Genomic DNA, 18,198 nt, shown 5'->3' with positions numbered 1-18,198 from the left:
CGCCGCTCCGACCCGGTCAGACATGCGCCACGTCCTCTCCCCGCGACCCCTTCAGGTCGTGCGCCCCGCCCAGCATCAGACCGATCCGCTCCATCGTCAGGGTGGCGGCCGGGACGGGCGCGCCGAGGCGACCAGCGTTCAGCGCGGCAAAGCGGTCCGACACCTCCAGAAGTTCATCGAGATCCTGACTTATGACGATGACCCCCGCGCCGTCGGCCGCAAGGTCCAACAGCGCCTGACGGATGGCGTTGGCGGCAGCCGCGTCCACGCCCCAGGTCGGCTGGTTCACCACGAGGACGCGCGGGTCCTGCAAGACCTCGCGGCCGATCACGAACTTCTGCAGGTTTCCCCCGGACAGTGCGCGCGCCGCCACATGGGGGCCGGGCGTGCGGACGTCGAAGGCGCCGATGATGTCGGTTGCGAAGGCCCGCGCGCGGCCCCAGTCGAGAAATCCGTGCCGCAGCATCCCGCGCCGGGCCGCACCGGTCATAGCCGCGTTTTCCGTGAGCGACATGTCCGGGGCGGCGGCATGGCCCAGCCGTTCCTCCGGCGCGGTCAGAAGGCCCGCGGCCCGCCGTGGGGTCGGCCGCAGGCGCGAGATGTCGCGCCCTTCCAGCCACAGGGTTCCGGCGGCGGACGGCCGCTCGCCGGACAGGGCCGCCAGCAATTCGTCCTGACCATTGCCGGCGACGCCGCCGATGCCCAGCACCTCGCCCGCGCGCAACTCGAACGACAGGTCGTGCAGGGGCGTGCCGAATTGCGAGGCGGGCGGCATGGAGAGTGCCTTCATGGTCAGCATCGCCGCGCCCGGTTCATGGGCGCGCGCCCTGGGGGCGGTCAGCTTCGCGCCGACCATCTGCTCGGCCAGCTCGGATGCCGTGGCCTGCCGGGGGTCGGCGTCACCCACCACCTTGCCGCCGCGCAGCACCGTCGCCGCATCGCACAGCGTCCGGATCTCCTCCAGCTTGTGCGAAATATAGAGGATCGACGCCCCCTCCTGCGACAACTGCCGAAGTGTCGCGAACAGGATCTCCACCTCCTGGGGGGTCAGGACGCTCGTGGGCTCGTCCATGATGAGAAGGCGCGGGTCCTGCAGCAGGCAGCGCACGATCTCGACCCGCTGGCGCTCCCCCGCCGAGAGGTCGCCCACCCGGCGCAGAGGGTCGAGCGGCAGGCCATAGGCATCCGACACCTCGCGAATGCGCCGGCTCAGGTCGCGCAGGCCGGGCGGGTTTTCCATCCCCAAAGCCACGTTCTCGGCTACAGAGAGCGCATCGAACAGGCTGAAATGCTGGAACACCATCGCCACGCCCGCGGCTCGCGCGGCGCGCGGCTCGGCCGGGGCATAGGGTTGGCCGTCGAGCCGCATCGTGCCGGCGTCGGGCCGGACCAACCCGTAGATCGTCTTGACCAGCGTGGATTTCCCCGCGCCGTTTTCCCCCAGCAGCGCATGGACACCGCCTTTTTCCACCGTGAAGGACACGCCGTCGTTGGCGACCACGCCGGGATAGGCCTTGGTCAGGCCCCGAAGCTCCAGAAGTGCGGTCAAGCGGTTCGTCCTCCCGTCGCCTCTGCGGACGATCCCTGCGACAGTAGCGCGGCGGCGACGCCCACGGCAATGGCCTGCGGGTGCTTGCCCAGGGCCGGATCGCCTATCGGGCAACGGATGCGGTCGATCTGCGCGGGTGCGTGGCCGAGCGCCGCCAGACGCGACCGGAAGCGCGCCCATTTCGTCGCCGATCCGATCAGCCCGACCGACCGGAACCCGCGCCCGAGCGCCGCGTGACAGAGCGCGAGGTCGATGTCGTGGCTGTAGGTGAGGATGATGTGTTCGGCGGCGATCGGCGCATGCAGCATGGCCGCTGCCGAATCCGCGGCCACCAGCCCCGTGACGCCCTCGGGCACCGCCGGAAACCTGTCGGCAGCCGTGTCCACCCAAGTGAGCGCAATGTCCGGCAAAGGCGAGAGGACCGACACCAGCGCCGCCCCCACGTGCCCCGCGCCCCAGATCCAGATCGCGCGGGCGGGGGTCGCCTCCTCCTCCCTCAGCCAGCCGTCGCGGAAGGCGAAGCCGGTCAGGTCGGGCGGGGCTGCCGCGCCTTCGACGCGCCGCAGCCAGGGCGACGGGGGCGTGGCGTCCAGCCGTTCGATCACCATCGTCACCGACCCGCCGCAGCACTGGCCGAGCGCGGGGCCGAGCGGCATCTTCTCGACCCGCGGCGCGCCGCTGGCCAGCACCTCGCGCGCCACGGAAAGCGCCCGCCATTCGAGAGCCCCGCCCCCGATGGTGCCGTCGAAGCCGTCGCTCCAGACCGTCATCGAGGTGCCCGCCCCGCGTGGCACCGACCCGCGCGTCCGGGCCAGCACGACGCGGGCCACGGGGCCGTGGGCGGCGATCAGCGCGGACAGGCGGGCGACGTCCAGCGTCATTCCAGACGGTGCACCGCGCCCAGCACCCGTTCCGCCGTCGCCGGAGCGTCGAGCGCGGGATAACCCTCCCCGCAGGCCGTCACCGCGTCCGAGAGCGCGAGGAAGACGCTGATGCCGTGCATGAACGGCGGCTCGCCCACGGCCTTGGAGCGATAGATCGTCTCCTCCCGGTTCGGATCGTCCCACAGCGTCACGTTGAACACCGGCGGCACGTCAGACGCGCAGGGGATCTTGTAGGTCGAGGGGGCGTGCGTCCGCAGGCGGCCCGCGTGGTCCCAGACCAGCTCCTCGGTCGTGAGCCAGCCCGCCCCCTGGACGAACCCGCCCTCCACCTGCCCCATGTCCAGCGCCGGGTTCAGCGAGGCGCCGGCGTCGTGCAGGATGTCGGTCCGCAGGATGCGGTTCTCGCCCGTCAGGCGGTCGATCACCACCTCGGAACAAGCCGCGCCATAGGCGAAATAGAAGAATGGCCGTCCCTGCCCCGCCTCGCGGTCCCAACTGATGTCGGGGGTCGCGTAGAACCCCGTCGACGACAGCGGCACGCGCGCGACATAGGCCATGGCCGCCGCCTTCTCGAAGGGGTATTCCGCCCCGGCCACGCGCACGGCGTCCTCCGCGAAGACCACGTCGGCAGGGTCGGCCTGATGGATTGCGGCCAGATGGTCGGCCATCCGCGCGCGGATCGTGTCGCAGGCTGCCTTGACCGCCATCCCGTTCAGATCGGCCCCCGAGGACGCCGCCGTGGCCGAGGTGTTGGGCACCTTGCCGGTATCCGTCGCCGTGATCTTCACCCGCGCGACGTCGCAGCCGAAGCGGTCCGCCGCGACCTGCACTACCTTGGAATGAAGCCCCTGCCCCATCTCGGTGCCGCCGTGGTTCAGGTGGATCGACCCGTCGGCATAGACATGCACCAGCGCCCCCGCCTGGTTCAGATGGGTGAGCGTGAAGCTGATCCCGAACTTCACCGGCGTCAGCGCGATGCCCCGTTTGAGCAGCGGATTGGCGGCGTTCCAGTCGGCGATCGCCTTGCGCCGGGCGTCATAGTCGCAGGTTTCGGCCAGCTTCCCGACCATCGCGTTCAGGCAGAAGTCGGTGACCTGCTGGCCGTAGTGGGTGCGCCCCCCCTTCGATGCGTCCCGCGCGTCCGCATAGAAGTTCAAGCGCCGCACCTCCAGCGGGTCGCGACCGACGGCATGGGCCACATGGTCCATCACCCGCTCGATCCCCAGCATCCCCTGCGGCCCGCCGAAACCGCGGAAGGCGGTGGCGGACTGGGTGTTGGTGCGCAGCCGCCAGCTTTCGATCCGCATGACGGGGATGTCATAGGCGTTGTCGGCATGCAGCATCGCCCGGTCCGCGACCGGCAGCGACAGGTCCTGCGACCAGCCGCAGCGCGTCCAGTGGCGGAAGGTCACGGCGAGGACGCGGCCCCGGTCGTCGTGGCCCACGTCGTAGGCGATGCGGAAGTCGTGGCGCTTGCCCGTCACCACGAAGTCGTCGTCGCGGTCGTAGCGCATCCGGCAGGCCCGCCCGGTCAGCCGCGCGGCGACGGCACAGGCGACGGCCAGCGCATTGCCCTGGCTTTCCTTGCCGCCGAAGCCCCCGCCCATGCGCCGCACCTCGGACCGGACGGCATGCATCGGCAGGCCCAGGGCATCGGCCACCTTGTGCTGGATCTCGGTCGGATGCTGGGTCGAGGTCAGGACATGCATCTCGCCCGCCTCGGACGGCAGGGCCAGCGCCGCCTGACCCTCCAGGTAGAAATGCTCCTGCCCGCCCATCTCGATCTGCCCCGACAGGCGATGCGGCGCGGCCGTGAGCGCGGCATCCACGTCGCCGTCGACCCAGACACGCGGGCCGCCGTCGAACCACGCCTCGGCGGCCAGGGCCTGTTCGATGGTAAGTACCGGATCACGCTCCGTCACCTCGGCGCGGTGCAGGCGGGCGGCGCGGCGGGCGGCGAGGTGGCTGTCGGCCACCACCAGATACAGCGGCTGGCCCGCATAGTGGATCTCGCCGGTGCAGAGCAGCGGCTCGTCGTGCAGCGAGGGCGAGCAGTCGGGCATCGGGTCGAGATCCTCGGCCGTCAGCACCGCCACCACGCCCGGCGCCGCGCGCACCGCCGAGACGTCCAGCGCATCGAGCGTGCCATGTGCCACCTCGGACAGGCCGAAAGCCAGGTGCAGACATCCGGCGGGAGCCGGGATGTCGTCGGTATAGCGCGCCGTGCCGGTGACATGGAGGCGCGCGGATTCGTGCGGCAGGGGTTTGGCGACGCTCATGCCCGCACCCCTATCAGGTCGTGGGCGACCGTGTCGTCGCCGTCGTAGGCCAGCCGCAGCAGCATCCCCTGCGCCGCCCGCATGCGGTAGTCCGCGCTGGCGCGCATGTCGGTCAGGGGCTCGAAGTCCTGCGCCAGCGCCTCCGCCGCGCGGCGGAAGGTGTCGGCCGAAGGCGCTTGCCCGGCCAGGGCAACTTCGGCCGACGGCGCGCGTTTCGGCGTGCCGGCCATGCCGCCGAAGGCCACGCGGGGCGTGGCGAACCTGCCGTCGACCAGGGGCAGATTGAACGCCCCGCAGACGGCAGAAATATCCTGATCGAACCGCTTGGACAGCTTGTGGCACCGCAGGGTATCGGGTTGGCGGGGAATGGTCACACGCTCCACGAATTCGCCCGGCGCGCGGTCCTGCTTGCCGTAGTCGAGGAAGAAATCCTCCAGCGGCATCGACCGGCGGTCGTCAGCCCGGCGCAGGTGCAGCGTCGCCCCCAGCGCGATCAGCGGCGGGGGGCTGTCGCCGATGGGCGAGCCGTTGGCGATGTTGCCGCCGATGGTGGCGGCGTTGCGGACCTGCACGCTGCCATAGCGGCGCAGCAGTTCCGCGAAGGCCGGGAAATGCGGCGCGATGGCATGGCGCAGCGTTTCCATGTCGCACATCGCGCCGATCTCGATTGCGTCCTCGGCCACCGTCACGCCGCGCAGGTCATCGCAGCCCGCAAGGAACGCGAGGCGGCCCAGCGGCCGGAACTGCTTTGTCACCCAGAGGCCGACGTCCGTCGCCCCCGCCACCAGCGTCGCATCGGGGTGGGCGGCATACCATTCGGCCAGCTCATCGCCGCTTTGCGGGTGGAAATGGTCCGATCCGCGCACGGGGGACGCGGGCAGCGCCGGTTCGTGCATCAGGTCGGGCACGGGTGCGTCGCGGGCCGCGCGGGCCGCGCGCAGGATGGGCGCATACCCGGTGCAGCGGCACAGGTTGCCCGCGATCTGGTCGGCATCGTCGGTGTCGCCGCGCGCATGGGCCGCCGCCATCGTGGTGACGAAACCCGGCGTGCAGAAGCCGCATTGCGATCCGTGCAGGTCGACCATCGCCTGCTGCACGGGGTGCAGCGTGCCGTCGGGCTCCGCCAGCCCCTCGACCGTGCGAACGGCACGGCCGGCGAGTTGCGGCAGGAACAGGATGCAGGCATTGAGCGCACGCGGCGCGCCGTCGGCCCCGGTCACGATCACCGAACAGGCGCCGCAATCGCCTTCGTTGCAGCCCTCCTTGGTGCCGGTCAGACCATGCCTGCCGCGCAGCCAGTCGAGCAGCGTGGCGGTCGGGTCGTCGGTGGTTGCGGTGACGTCCTCGCCGTTCAGGCGAAAGGGGATCTCCATCGAAGGTCAGCCCGCCGCGGTACGGATGCGCCCGCGAAACCCCCTTCGATGCGGCGTAGAAGGGGCGGGCCGTTCCTTCAGTAGAAAGGCCGGAGGGGGTCTTTGGCAAGCCCCCGGCGGGCTTTCCGGCAGGGCGTGCGCGCAGGCCCTTCCGGCGCGGGCCCGGCGCGTCTAGACCTCTGGCATGGCCGATCCCCGATTCATCCACCTGCGTGTCCACACCGAATATTCGCTGCTCGAAGGCGCGGTGCGGCTCAAGACCCTGCCCGACCTCGTGGCGCGGGCGGGGATGCCCGCCGTGGCCGTCACCGACACCAACAACATGTTCGCCGCGCTGGAGGCGGCGACCTCGCTGGCCGGGCGGGGCATCCAGCCCATCATGGGCTGCCAGATCGACGTGATGCACGACCCGGCCGCTCCTGGTGAAAAGCCCCGCCGCCCCGCGCCCATCGTCCTGCTCGCCAAGGACGAGACGGGATACGGAAACCTGATGAAGCTGAACTCCTGCCTTTACCTCGCGCGGCCCGAGATGGTGCCCCAAGTGACGCTGGAGGAACTGGCGGCCCATGGCGAGGGGCTGATCTGCCTCAGCGGCGGCCCGGACGGCGCCATCGGACGGCTGGTGGCCGACGGGCAGGAGGCCAAGGCCGAGGCGGTGCTGGGCCACCTGCACGCGATCTACGGCGACCGTCTCTACATGGAGCTTCAGCGCCACCGCGTGCCCGAGCCGACCGAGCGGTTCCACGTCGAGCAGGCCTATGCGCGGGGCATCCCGCTGGTCGCCACGAACGACGTCTATTTCGACGATGCCGCCATGCACGAGGCGCACGACGCGTTCCTCTGCATTGCCGAGGGGGCCTATGTCGATCAGCAGGCCCCCCGCCGCCGGGTGACGCCCCGCCACAACTTCGCGACGCAAGCCGAGATGGCCGCGCTTTTCGCCGACCTGCCCGAAGCGCTGGAGAACACCGTCGAGATCGCGCGCCGCTGCGCCTTCCGCGCCTATGGCCGCGATCCGATCCTGCCGCGCTTCGCCGAGGACGAAGTGGAGGAGTTGCGCCGTCAGTCGGTCGAGGGTCTGCGCGCGCGTCTGGCCGTCATCCCCCATGCCGCCCCGGTGGAGGACTACGAGAAACGGCTCGACTACGAATTGGGCGTGATCGAGGGGATGGGGTTCCCCGGTTACTTCCTGATCGTCGCCGATTTCATCAAATGGGCCAAGGATCAGCAAATCCCCGTGGGTCCGGGGCGGGGGTCGGGGGCCGGCAGCCTTGTGGCCTATGCGCTGACGATCACCGACCTCGACCCGCTGCGCTACGGCCTGCTGTTCGAACGGTTCCTGAACCCGGAGCGGGTTTCGATGCCGGACTTCGATATCGACTTCTGCATGGACCGGCGGGAGGAGGTCATCCACTACGTCCAGGACCGCTATGGCCGCGACCGGGTGGGACAGATCATCACCTTCGGCGCGATGCTGTCCAAGGCCGCCGTGCGGGACGTGGGCCGGGTGCTGGGCATGCCCTACGGCCAGTGCGATCAGCTCTCCAAGATGATCCCGGTGGAGGGGGTCAAGCCGGTCAGCATCACCAAGGCCCTGACGGATGAGCCCCGCCTGCGCGAGGCCGCGCGCGAGTCCGAGCAGGACCGGCGGGACGGACGCACGAACCCCGTCAAGCGCCTGCTGGATTACGCGGAAAAGCTGGAGGGTCTGCTGCGGAACGCCTCGACCCATGCGGCGGGCGTGGTGATCGGGGACCGGCCGCTCGACCGTCTCGTGCCGCTCTACAAGGACCCCCGGTCCGACATGCCCGCGACCCAGTTCAACATGAAATGGGTCGAGAAGGCCGGGCTGGTGAAGTTCGACTTCCTCGGTCTCAAGACCCTGACGCAGGTGCAGAACGCGGTCGAGCTTATCCGCGCGCAGGGTCGCGACATCCACACCGCCGCCGACGGGCGCGCCATCTATGCCCCCGCCCCCGGCACCGAGAACGACATCAACGCCATCCCCCTCGACGACGAGGGGGCCTATGCGCTCTATTCCGCGGCGCGGACCGTGGCGGTGTTCCAGGTGGAATCGACGGGCATGATGGACGCGCTGCGCCGCATGAAACCCACCTGCATCGAGGATATCGTGGCGCTGGTCGCGCTCTACCGGCCCGGCCCGATGGAGAACATCCCGAAGTACTGCGAGGTCAAGAACGGCCTGTCGCAGCGCGACAAGCTGCATCCCAGCATCGACCACATCCTCGACGAGACGCAGGGCATCATCGTCTATCAGGAACAGGTGATGCAGATCGCGCAGGAGATGGCGGGCTATTCGCTCGGCGGCGCCGACCTGCTGCGCCGCGCCATGGGCAAGAAGATCCAGGCCGAGATGGATGCCCAGCGGCCGCTGTTCCTTGACGGCGCGGCGAAGAACGGCGTCGGCAAGGAGAAGGCGCTCGAAGTCTGGAACCTCCTCGACAAGTTCGCCAACTACGGCTTCAACAAGTCCCACGCTGCCGCCTATGCCGTGGTCAGCTACCAGACGGCCTGGCTCAAGGCGAACCACCCGGTCGAGTTCATGGCCGGGATCATGAACTCCGACATCCACCTGACCGACAAGCTCGCCGTCTATGCCGAGGAGGTCCGCAAGGCGACCGACCGCGGCGGCCTGGGCCTCGAGATCGTGCCGCCCTGCGTGAACCGGTCGCGCGCGCGGTTCACCGTGTCCGACGGCAAGCTGGTCTACGGCCTCGGCGCGCTCAAGAACGTCGGCGTCGAGGCGATGCGCCTCGTGGTGGACGGGCGCGGCGACCGGCCCTTCGCCACGCTGTTCGACTTCGCCCGCCGCGTCGACCTGAAACGGGTGGGCAAGCGCCCGCTCGAGATGCTGGCGCGCGCGGGTGCCTTCGACGGCATCGACGGCAACCGCGCCCGCGTGCTGGAAGCGCTCGATGCGCTGGTCGGATACTCTGCGGCGATCCACGACCAGCGCGCGTCGAACCAGGTGTCGCTGTTCGGCGAGGCGGGCGAGGACCTGCCGGAACCCCGCCTGCCCTTCCGCGACGACTGGCTGCCGGCGGAGCGTCTGGCGGAGGAGTTCAAGGCCATCGGCTTCTACCTGTCCGGCCATCCGCTCGACGATTACATGGTCGCGCTGAAGCGCCAGCAGGTAATGACGCTGGCCGACGTCCAGGCCCGGACGATGAACGGGCCGATGGTGGCCAAGATGGCGGGCATCGTCTCGTCGCGGCAGGAACGCAAGTCGGCGCGCGGCAATCGCTTCGCCTTCGTGCAGGCCAGCGACCCGACCGGCGCCTATGAGGCGATGGTCTTCTCCGACACGCTCGACGCCTCGCGTCAGCATCTGGAAGCGGGCTGCCGCGTGATCCTGCAGGTCGAGGCGACGCAGGAGGCCGACCAGCTCAAGCTGCTCTGCCGGACCGTGACGCCCATGGATGAGGCCGTGGACGGCGCGCCGCAGGTCGGGTTGCGGATCTTCGTCGACGACAGCGAGGCGGTGGGGCGCCTCAAGGGGCTGCTGGGCCGGTTAGCAGGCGAGTCGGGCGCGCGCGGACGCGGCCCGCTTCTCGTTTGCCTGAGAAGCGACGATCTACCGGGCGAGGTCGATATCAGCCTGCCCGGCGAGTATCCCGTGAACCCGCAGGTCAAGAGCGCCCTGCGGTCCCTGGCCGGCATCGAGGCGGTCGAGGAAGTGTGATGACGGTGCAAGCAGTCATCCGGCCGACGGAAGCCCTTTGCCGGCCCCGACCGGCGATGACCTGATCGCCCCATGCACGCCGTCTTCATCCAGAACCCGAAGTCGATCTACCGCGACACGCGCGGGGAACGGTATCACTTCCCCAACAGGAAGCTTCTGCCGCGCGTTCTTGAAACGGTCGGGGACTGGGTCGTCTTCTATCAGGGTCGGCGCAGCGGCGGCGGGATGGGCTATTCTTGCGTCCGGAAAGTGATCGCGGTTCGGCCCGATCCAAATGACCCGACCCATTCCTTCGCCGAACTGGACCCGGGGTCCGCCCTCGACTTCGAGCGATTTGTTTCGCGCGCGAAACATTCCGGGCAGCTTTACGAGTCGACGCTCGCCCCGATGGGCGGAAACAATCAGGACAGCGTGCGCCCCCTGTCCCAGGCGGACTTCGCCGCCATCGTGAACGAAGGCCTGCGCGAGGTGCCCGACATCGAGGCCCATCCGCGCACGGGGCCGCTCCACGATCTGGCCGAGGATCAGGCCGCCTTCACCATCGACCGCCGCGTGGTGCTGACGTCGCGCGCGGCGCGGGACGCGGCCTTCGGTCGGATGGTGCGCCGGGCCTACGGCGGGCGCTGCGCGATTTCGGGACTGCGGCTGCGAAACGGCGGCGGGCGGGCCGAGGTTCAGGCCGCGCACATCCGCCCCGTCGCCCACGGCGGCCCCGACGCGGTGCGCAACGGGCTGGCCCTGTCGGGGACCTTGCACTGGATGTTCGACCGGGGGCTGATCGCCGTGGCCGAGGATCATTCCATCATGGTATCGCATAACAAGGTCGATCTTGAGACGGTGGCCCGCCTGATCCACCCCGACCGGCGCCTGATGCTGCCGGCCGATCCACGACACCATCCGCACCCCGACTATCTGCGATACCACCGCGAGGAAATTTATGGCCGTGCCTGACACCGACCGCTTCCTGTCCGACCTCCAAGCCCTGCGCGCCATCGGGGCGCGGGGCACGGGGGTCGTGCGCCGGGCCTTCGACGCCGAGGATGTGCGCGCCCGCCGGTGGCTCGCCGGCCGCTTCGCCGAGGCGGGGCTCGAGGCGCGGATCGACCCGGCGGGCAACGTCTGGGGCCTGCGCGGCCCGCTTCTGATGGGCAGTCACAGCGATACGCAGCCGGAAGGCGGATGGCTCGACGGCGCCCTGGGCGTCATTGCGGCACTGGAGGTGGCACGCGGCAACCCCGGTGTGAGCGTCGTGTCGTTCCAGGACGAGGAAGGCCGTTTCGGAGCGACCACCGGCTCCGAACTCTGGTCGGGCGCCCTGACACCTGCGCAGGCGGACGCGCTGACCGATCTGGATGGGCTGACCTTCGGCGCCGCACGCCGCGCCCTTCTCGCGACCGGGGATTTCCCCAACCCGTCCCGGTTCACGGGCTTTCTCGAACATCACATCGAACAGGGCCCGGTGCTGGATACGGAGGGGCTGGTCGCGGGCGTCGTCACCGCCATCGTGGGGATGCGCCAGGTCACCGTGACGCTGCAGGGGCGGCAGAACCACGCGGGCACGACGCCCATGGCGCTGCGGGCTGATGCCCTGCGCGGGCTGTCGGATGCGGACCACGCGATCCGCACGGCGTTGCGCGACATCGTGACCCCGGCGTCGGTCTGGACCATCGGCCATGTCGCGCTGCATCCGAACGCGCCGTCGGCCGTGCCGGGGCGTGTGCGGTTCACGGTGCAGTGGCGCGACGCCGAGGTGCCGCGCCTCGATGCGATGGAGGCGGCGATCGCGCAGGCTCTGGAACAGGTTGCGGCCAGGGCCGGCTTTCAGATCGAGGTTTCCGACCCTGTCGCCCTCGCCCCGGTGGAGATGGACGGCGACATGCGACGCGCGCTGTCCCATGCGGCCGAGGGAGTCGCGCCCGGGCGCTGGCGCGACCTGCCGTCGGGGGCCATCCACGACGCGAGCAACGTGGCCCGCCTGATGCCGGTCGCGATGCTGTTCGCCCCCTCGATCGGCGGGATCAGCCACGACTTCGCCGAAGACACGGACGAAGCGGATCTGACCGCCTGCCTGCGTATCCTGGCGGATGCGGCAGCGCGTCTGACGGCATGATGGCACAGGCCCTTGCACCGCGGCGGAAGCGGCCCCAGATCGACAGGCACATTCCTGCAAGAGGCTCTCCCGTCATGATACTCCGACCGATGTCGTTCGCCCTTGCCTTCCTTGCCGCGCCGGTGGCCGCCCAGGACCATTCCGGAATGGATCACGGCACGCCCGATATCTACGCTCCGGCGATGGAGATCATGATGGAAGGCATGATGCTGGAACCGACAGGTGACGCGGATGTCGATTTCGCGCGCGGGATGATCGCGCACCACGAAGGAGCGGTCGCCATGGCGCGCATCCTGCTCGAATCCGGCGACGATCCGGAGATGCGGGCAATGGCCGAGGAGGTCATCGCCGCGCAGGAGCAGGAGATCGCCTTCATGCAGGACTGGCTCGCCCGCCAGGACTGACGCCCGGCGTGCCGGATCGGCAGGGTGAAGACGGTGACCTGACCTTCGCGTCATGGACGGAACCCGGATGAAAGGCATGGCGGCAGTGATCCCCTGCGTGCGGATCGCTGCGAGATCGTGGAACGAGCGCTTTGTAGAAGGTCGCCGGCAAGCTATCCTGCGGGTGGTCCTGTTCCCGTCGTGGGACCCGGAGCCATGCAGCAGGAGTCCCGGGCATGCGGATCCAATGCGATTGCGGGGCCTTTCAGGCGGAATTGACGCATTTTCCGGCGCATTCACCCGGTCGTCTGATGTGCTATTGTGCCGACTGCCAGCGCTTTCTGGAACGGCTGGGCCGTGAAGACCTGCTCGACCCCCATGGCGGCACCGAGATCGTCCCCGCATACCCGAGCGAGATCCGCATCCTGAGGGGAAAGGATCTCCTTGTCTGCAATCAGCTCGCTCCCGAAGGACTGCTTCGCTGGTCAACAGGTTGCTGCAACTCGCCGGTGGGCAATACCCGCGCCGGATTCCCGTGGTTCGGCATCCTTCACAGCGCCTATCGTGCCGCGGACCCGGAGTGCCTCGGCCGTCTCGGGCCCGTGCGTAGCCGCATATACGGTCGCGACGCCAAGGGTGAACCGCCCTTTCCGATCTCCGGCAGGCTGGGCGTCAAGGATATGCTGGCGGTGCTGCCTTTCGTGATCCGGGGCTTCATCGGCGGCAAGCAAAGGCACTCGCCCTTCTTTGAACCCGACAACGTGACGCCGATCGTGCCGCCCCGACCGCTGTGAGGCGCGTCAGGACCAGTCCACGTCGCCGAGGAAAATATAGCCCGCGCCATAGATCGTCCTGATCAGCGCGGGGTTCCGGGGATCTTCGCCCAGCTTGGCGCGCAGGCGGCTGATACGGACGTCCATCGCGCGGTCGAAGCTTTCCGACGAGGCACCGCCCAGTGCCTCCTGCATCTCGGGGCGGCTGAGAAGGCGGCGGGGGCGGTCGAGGAACAGACGCAGGATCTCGGCTTCCGCCTGGCTGAAGGCGACTTCGCCATCCTTCACGCGGTCGGGCGGTCCGGTCAGGGTGAAGCGGTCGAAATCGGCGATGAAGGGTCCGAAGCGGGCGATGCTGCGCGCGGGGGGCGCGGCCTTGCGCAGACGGGCGCGGATACGTGCGACGATCTCCGCCGGCTCGAAGGGTTTGACGACGTAGTCGTCGGCGCCCAGTTCCAGACCGGTGATGCGGTCCTGCACCTGTCCGCGACCCGAGATGATGATGATCGCCGCCCCGCCTTCCAGCGCCAGCCGCGACACGACCGCCAGCCCGTCGCGGTCGGGCAGGCCCAGGTCCACGAGGCAGACGTCGGGCAGTGACTGCCGCAGCGCCGCCTCGAAGGCATCGGCCCGGGCGTAGGTCGCAACCTCCATCCCGGCGGCTGCGATGGCATCCGCGAGGAGGGTGCGGATCGCCGGGTCGTCGTCGAGGATGGCCACGCGCGCGGTCATGCCAGTGCCGCCGCGAGTTTCTCCACGCTGAACGGCTTGCGGATCACCGGCCAGAGCGCCGCCGCCTCGCGGTGGAGCGGCGCATCGGGCGGCAGCGAGGTCATCAGGGCCACGGGCATGGCGCGCGCCTGCGCCTGCCGGGCGAGGTCGAGCCCGGTCTCGTCGGACTTGAGCATGATGTCCGACAGCAGAAGGCCGATCCCGTCGATGGCCAGAAGGTCGCGCGCTTCGGCCACCGTCGCCGCCTCGAGCACGGAATGGCCCGCGGCGACCAGCGTATCGCGGACGGCCTCGCGGATGTGGACGGCATCCTCGACCAGCAGGATCGTCGTGGGGGGCGGACCGGGGGGCGGTTGCCGCAGCGGCAGGCGCAGCGATACCCGTGCCCCGCCGCCGGGGGCCCGGCCCAGCCGGGTGCGTCCGCCGGCGAGCTTCACCACGTCATAGACCATGGACAGGCCCAGCCCCGTCCCGTCTCCGCCCTTTTCGGTGAAGAAGGGCTCCAGCGCCTTGTCCAGCGCCTCGGCGCTGAAGCCGGGACCGCTGTCGTCGAAGTCGATCTCGACCCATGTGTCGCGGAGCGCGCGCGCGGTGATGGTGATGGTCCCCGGCCCGGACCCGATGGCGTCGCGCGCGTTGATGACGAGGTTCAGCATCGCGTCGCGCAGCGCCTCGGGGTCGAGGAGGACCGGCGCCTCCAGCCCGTGCACCTGCCAGTCGAGTGTGGTCCCCTCGGGCAGCGAGGCGCCGCCCAGCATCGTCACCTCGGCGAGGAACGCGCGCAGATCGGTCGCGCGGGGGCGCAGGTCGCGCGGACCGGACAGGCCCGCGATCTGGTCGATCAGCATCCCCCCGCGGGCGGCCGCGATGCCGATGGCCTGCACCGCGTCGACGGCCGCCGCCGGCAGATCCATCTGCCCCAGCTTCTCCTTGAGGCCCATGATGACGGTGAGGAGGTTGGCGAAGTCATGCGCCATGCCCGACGTCAGCTGAGCCGCGACCTGCCGCCCGGCGGCCTGCGCCACGGCGGCGCGGGCCTGCGCCTCCTCGGTGATGTCGACCGACAGGGCATAAAGCCCGCCGTCGCCTTTCGTATCGGGCGTGAAGCTGACGCGGATGCGGCGGCTGGAAGGGTGGTGCGTGATCTCGAAGACCGACGGCTCGCCGCCGAGCGCGCGGTCGAGATGCGGTGCGATCTGGGCATAGGTGCGGGGGTCGAGCGCCTGTTCCATCGTCAGGCCGACGATGTCCGAGGGGGCGTCGGGCATGACCGCCCCCAGCCTGCGGTTCGAGAAGGTATAGCGCCGGTCCGGCCCGAGGCGCGCGATATGCGCGGGCAGCATCTCGGTCGTCAGCCGGATGCGGGCGGCCATCTCGGTCGCCTCGCGCCGGGCCTCCTCCAGCGCGGCGTTGGTGGCCGCGAGCTTGCGGTTGGTCTGGGCGAGTTCCTCGTGCCGGGTCAGAAGCTGCTCGGACAGCACCTCGGACCGGGCCCGCAGCAGCCGTTCCTGCGCGCGGGTGGCGGTGATGTCGGTATAGACGGTGACCCAGCCGCCCTGCGGCAGGGGCGAGCCTTCGACCGCGATGACCTGCCCGCCGGGACGGGTGCGCTCCAGGTAATGCGGCTCGAACGCCATGGCCTGTTCGACGCGTTCGGCCACCATGCGGTCGGGGTCGTCGGGCGGTCCGTATTCGCCGCGCTCGACCAGGAAGCGGATCGTCTCGGCGAAGGTGACGCCGGGGCGGGTCAGGCGCGGGGGCAGGTCGAACATCGCCTGATACATGCGGTTGCTGACCGCGAGCCGCAGGTCGGCGTCATAGATCGACAGCGCCTGACCGATCAGGTTCAGCCCGGCCTGCGTCAGGGGCGGCGTGGAGGCACGGCGGTCGGTCATGTCGCCCGTGACGGTATCACGGGCGGGCGTCCGGGCAAGCGGTTACAATTCGTTGGAATTGGGAAACACCAGTGCAGGAATCGGGGCCGAGGGTTCCCGCAGAGGCCGCGTCCGGGGAGGGGCGCGGCGGAGGACCAGCCGATGACCGACCTGCGGACCATCCCGGATTTCCTGGATCGCAACGCCGACCGCTTCGCCGGGGCGCCCGCCTATCGCGAAAAGGAGTTCGGCATCTGGCAGGAGTGGACCTGGGCGCAGGCCCGCGAGGAGATCGCGGAGATGGCGCTCGGCCTGATCGCGGGCGGGCTGGAGATCGGGGAGCATGTCGCCGTCATCGGTCGCAACCGGCCGCAGCTTTACATGGCGATGGTGGCCGTTCAATGCGCGGGCGGGATCCCGGTGCCGCTCTACCAGGATGCCGTGGGCGAGGAGATCGCCTATGTGCTGGGCCATTGCTCCGCCAAGTTCGTGATCGCGGGCGATCAGGAGCAGGTCGACAAGGTGCTGGAGGTGCAGGACCGGATCGAGGGGCTGCGCCACATCGTCTATCTCGACGGACGGGGCCTGCGGAAATACGACCACTCCGCGATGTCGTCGATGGAGACGATCCGCAAGGCCGGCCGCGACACCCCCCGCGACGAGATGGACCGCCGGCGCGCGCAGCAGACCGGGGCGACGACCTGCGTCATGCTCTATACCTCGGGCACCACGGGCAAGCCCAAGGGCGTGGTGCTGAGCCACGACAACATCGTCGCCACGTCGAAGGCCTCGTCCGAATTCGACCGGTTGCGGCAAGGCGACGAGGTGCTGGCCTATCTGCCGATGGCCTGGGTCGGCGATTTCATCTTTTCCATCGGGCAGGCCATGGTGACGGGCTTCTGCGTCAACTGCCCCGAGAGTGCGGATACCATCCTGCAGGACCTGCGCGAGATCGGGCCGACCTACTACTTCGCGCCCCCCCGCGTGTTCGAGACGCAACTGACGTCGGTGATGATCCGCATGGAGGATGCGGGGCGGGTGAAGAAGGCGATGTTCCGTCACTTCATGGACCATGCGAAGGGCGTCGGTCCGCGCCTTCTGGACGGCGAGCCGGTGGGAACCTTCGACCGCCTGAAATACCGGCTGGGCGAAGCGCTGGTCTTCGGGCCGCTCAAGAACACGCTGGGCCTGAGCCGGGTGCGCGTCGGCTATACCGCGGGCGAGGCCATCGGGCCGGAACTGTTCGATTTCTACCGCTCCATCGGGATCAACCTGAAGCAGCTCTACGGCCAGACCGAGGCGTCGGTCTTCATCACCCAGCAGAAGGACAACGAGGTCCGCTCCGACACCGTGGGCACGCCCACGCCGGGGGTCGAGCTGCGGATCGCGGAGAACGGGGAAGTGTTCTACCGCTCGCCCGGCAGCTTCGTCGAATACTACAACAACCCCGAAAGCACCGCCTCGACCAAGGACCCGGAGGGCTGGGTCGCCACCGGCGACGCCGGGTTCATCGAGGAAGGCACCGGCCACCTGCGCATCATCGACCGGGCAAAGGACGTCGGCAAGATGGCTTCGGGCGCCCTGTTCGCGCCCAAGTTCGTCGAGAACAAGCTGAAGTTCTACCCCGACATTCACGAGGCCGTCGTCTTCGGCAACAACCGCGATCGCTGCGTGGCCTTCGTCAACATCGACCTGACGGCCGTGGGCAACTGGGCCGAACGCAACAACATCGCCTATGCCTCCTATCAGGAACTGGCGCAGCACCCCCGCGTGCTGGCGACGATCACCGACCACGTCAACGCGGTGAACAAGCTGGTCGCCCGCGACGGCATGCTGTCGGGCTGCCAGATCCATCGCTTCCTGGTGCTTCACAAGCAACTCGACCCCGACGACGACGAGATGACGCGGACGCAGAAGGTCAAGCGTGGTCTGATCGAGACGAAATACGCCGACCTGATCGAGGGGCTCTATGGCGGCGCGGAGGAGGTCTACACCGAGACCGACGTGACCTACGAGGACGGGCGAAAGGGCAAGATCAAGGCGACGGTCAAGATGTGCGACGCGGAGGTCGTCCCCGTCGAGACGACGACGCTGGAGGCGGCGGAGTGAGTGAGGAGCTTCCCGTTTGGATCGAATGGCTTCGGGCTTTGGCCGTTCCTGCGATTGCCTTCGGTGGCCTCGTTATCGCCTGCGCAAACCTGTGGCTTGGCATAAAGCGGCGCGCTGACGATCTTTTTGATCGACGATATGCGTTGTTCCAAGACGCTCAGTACTTCGCTCAGTTTACTTCTAATCCAGAAGGCGGAAAGAGCGAGAACTTTGTACTCCGAGCGCCTTCGGAACTGGAAGCACAAGCAGCCTTTTTGTTTGACAGAACGTTTTCCCAACATCTTCGGCGGTACTTGGAAGGTGTCCGCCGCGGAGATTTTATCGTCGGTGTGGAAGCCGAACTCTTTCAACTTTTCCATTCTCGGATGAAGTAGATGCTCGATACCACCCCATTCACCACCCGCAATGGTCGCACCATCAGCGGCACAG

At 69.0% G+C, this 18,198-nt stretch carries 13 protein-coding genes; 7 read left to right on the top strand and 6 right to left on the bottom strand.

Features of this window, described 5'->3' with window-relative positions; genetic code table 11:
• Positions 1–16 precede the first annotated feature (16 nt).
• The 4 genes from JAN5088_RS11275 to xdhA are packed head-to-tail and all read right to left on the bottom strand — an operon-like array spanning position 17 to position 6,085.
• Positions 17–1,549 (bottom strand): ABC transporter ATP-binding protein, encoded by a 1,533-nt coding sequence (locus JAN5088_RS11275; protein WP_055682908.1) that lies wholly within the window; start codon positions 1,547–1,549, stop codon positions 17–19.
• Entirely contained in the window at positions 1,546–2,430 is an 885-nt protein-coding gene (gene xdhC, locus JAN5088_RS11270) for a xanthine dehydrogenase accessory protein XdhC (RefSeq protein ID WP_055682907.1), read from the bottom strand. Before xdhC ends, JAN5088_RS11275 begins: the two co-directional genes overlap by 4 nt.
• Positions 2,427–4,712, bottom strand: a complete 2,286-nt coding sequence (gene xdhB, locus JAN5088_RS11265) for a xanthine dehydrogenase molybdopterin binding subunit (protein ID WP_055682906.1) — start codon at positions 4,710–4,712, stop codon at positions 2,427–2,429. Before xdhB ends, xdhC begins: the two co-directional genes overlap by 4 nt.
• On the bottom strand, positions 4,709–6,085 hold the full coding sequence (xdhA, locus tag JAN5088_RS11260; RefSeq protein ID WP_055682905.1) for a xanthine dehydrogenase small subunit: 1,377 nt from the start codon (positions 6,083–6,085) through the stop codon (positions 4,709–4,711). Before xdhA ends, xdhB begins: the two co-directional genes overlap by 4 nt.
• A 184-nt stretch (positions 6,086–6,269) precedes the next feature.
• On the opposite strand from xdhA, the gene dnaE reads away from it, so the two are divergent.
• The 5 genes from dnaE (at position 6,270) to JAN5088_RS11235 (ending at position 13,075) form a co-directional block, all read left to right on the top strand.
• Positions 6,270–9,788 carry a DNA polymerase III subunit alpha gene (dnaE, locus tag JAN5088_RS11255; protein ID WP_055682904.1) on the top strand — a complete coding sequence of 1,173 codons (3,519 nt, stop codon included), beginning with the start codon at positions 6,270–6,272 and terminating at the stop codon, positions 9,786–9,788.
• A gap of 72 nt (positions 9,789–9,860) precedes the next feature.
• Positions 9,861–10,739 (top strand): HNH endonuclease, encoded by an 879-nt coding sequence (locus JAN5088_RS11250; RefSeq protein WP_055682903.1) that lies wholly within the window; start codon positions 9,861–9,863, stop codon positions 10,737–10,739.
• Positions 10,726–11,898, top strand: a complete 1,173-nt coding sequence (locus JAN5088_RS11245; RefSeq protein WP_055682902.1) for a hydantoinase/carbamoylase family amidase — start codon at positions 10,726–10,728, stop codon at positions 11,896–11,898. Before JAN5088_RS11250 ends, JAN5088_RS11245 begins: the two co-directional genes overlap by 14 nt.
• A gap of 74 nt (positions 11,899–11,972) precedes the next feature.
• A complete protein-coding gene (copM, locus tag JAN5088_RS11240; RefSeq protein WP_055682901.1) occupies positions 11,973–12,302 on the top strand; it encodes a CopM family metallochaperone in 330 nt (109 codons plus the stop codon).
• A gap of 215 nt (positions 12,303–12,517) precedes the next feature.
• Positions 12,518–13,075: a DUF6151 family protein gene (locus tag JAN5088_RS11235; RefSeq protein ID WP_055682900.1), complete on the top strand. Its 558-nt coding sequence runs from the start codon at positions 12,518–12,520 to the stop codon at positions 13,073–13,075.
• A 6-nt stretch (positions 13,076–13,081) separates the two neighbouring features.
• On the opposite strand, the gene JAN5088_RS11230 is transcribed toward JAN5088_RS11235, so the two are convergent.
• Together JAN5088_RS11230 and JAN5088_RS11225 are read right to left on the bottom strand one after the other, a co-directional pair.
• Complete coding sequence (locus tag JAN5088_RS11230) at positions 13,082–13,786, bottom strand: response regulator transcription factor (RefSeq protein ID WP_055682899.1); 705 nt, start codon at positions 13,784–13,786, stop codon at positions 13,082–13,084.
• Positions 13,783–15,681: a hybrid sensor histidine kinase/response regulator gene (locus tag JAN5088_RS11225; RefSeq protein WP_055682898.1), complete on the bottom strand. Its 1,899-nt coding sequence runs from the start codon at positions 15,679–15,681 to the stop codon at positions 13,783–13,785. The genes JAN5088_RS11230 and JAN5088_RS11225 overlap by 4 nt, the downstream gene beginning before the upstream one ends.
• Before the next feature lie 141 nt (positions 15,682–15,822).
• Between JAN5088_RS11225 and JAN5088_RS11220 the strand changes: the two genes are divergently transcribed.
• Together JAN5088_RS11220 and JAN5088_RS18665 are read left to right on the top strand one after the other, a co-directional pair.
• Positions 15,823–17,769 carry an AMP-binding protein gene (locus JAN5088_RS11220; protein ID WP_055682897.1) on the top strand — a complete coding sequence of 649 codons (1,947 nt, stop codon included), beginning with the start codon at positions 15,823–15,825 and terminating at the stop codon, positions 17,767–17,769.
• On the top strand, positions 17,766–18,143 hold the full coding sequence (locus JAN5088_RS18665) for a hypothetical protein (protein WP_143114644.1): 378 nt from the start codon (positions 17,766–17,768) through the stop codon (positions 18,141–18,143). The genes JAN5088_RS11220 and JAN5088_RS18665 overlap by 4 nt, the downstream gene beginning before the upstream one ends.
• Positions 18,144–18,198: the final 55 nt, after the last annotated feature.

The sequence above is a fragment of the Jannaschia rubra genome (assembly GCF_001403735.1).
Lineage (GTDB): Bacteria > Pseudomonadota > Alphaproteobacteria > Rhodobacterales > Rhodobacteraceae > Jannaschia > Jannaschia rubra.
The sequence above is the reverse complement of the archived record's forward strand: the minus strand, read 5'-3'. Positions and strand labels throughout refer to the sequence as shown.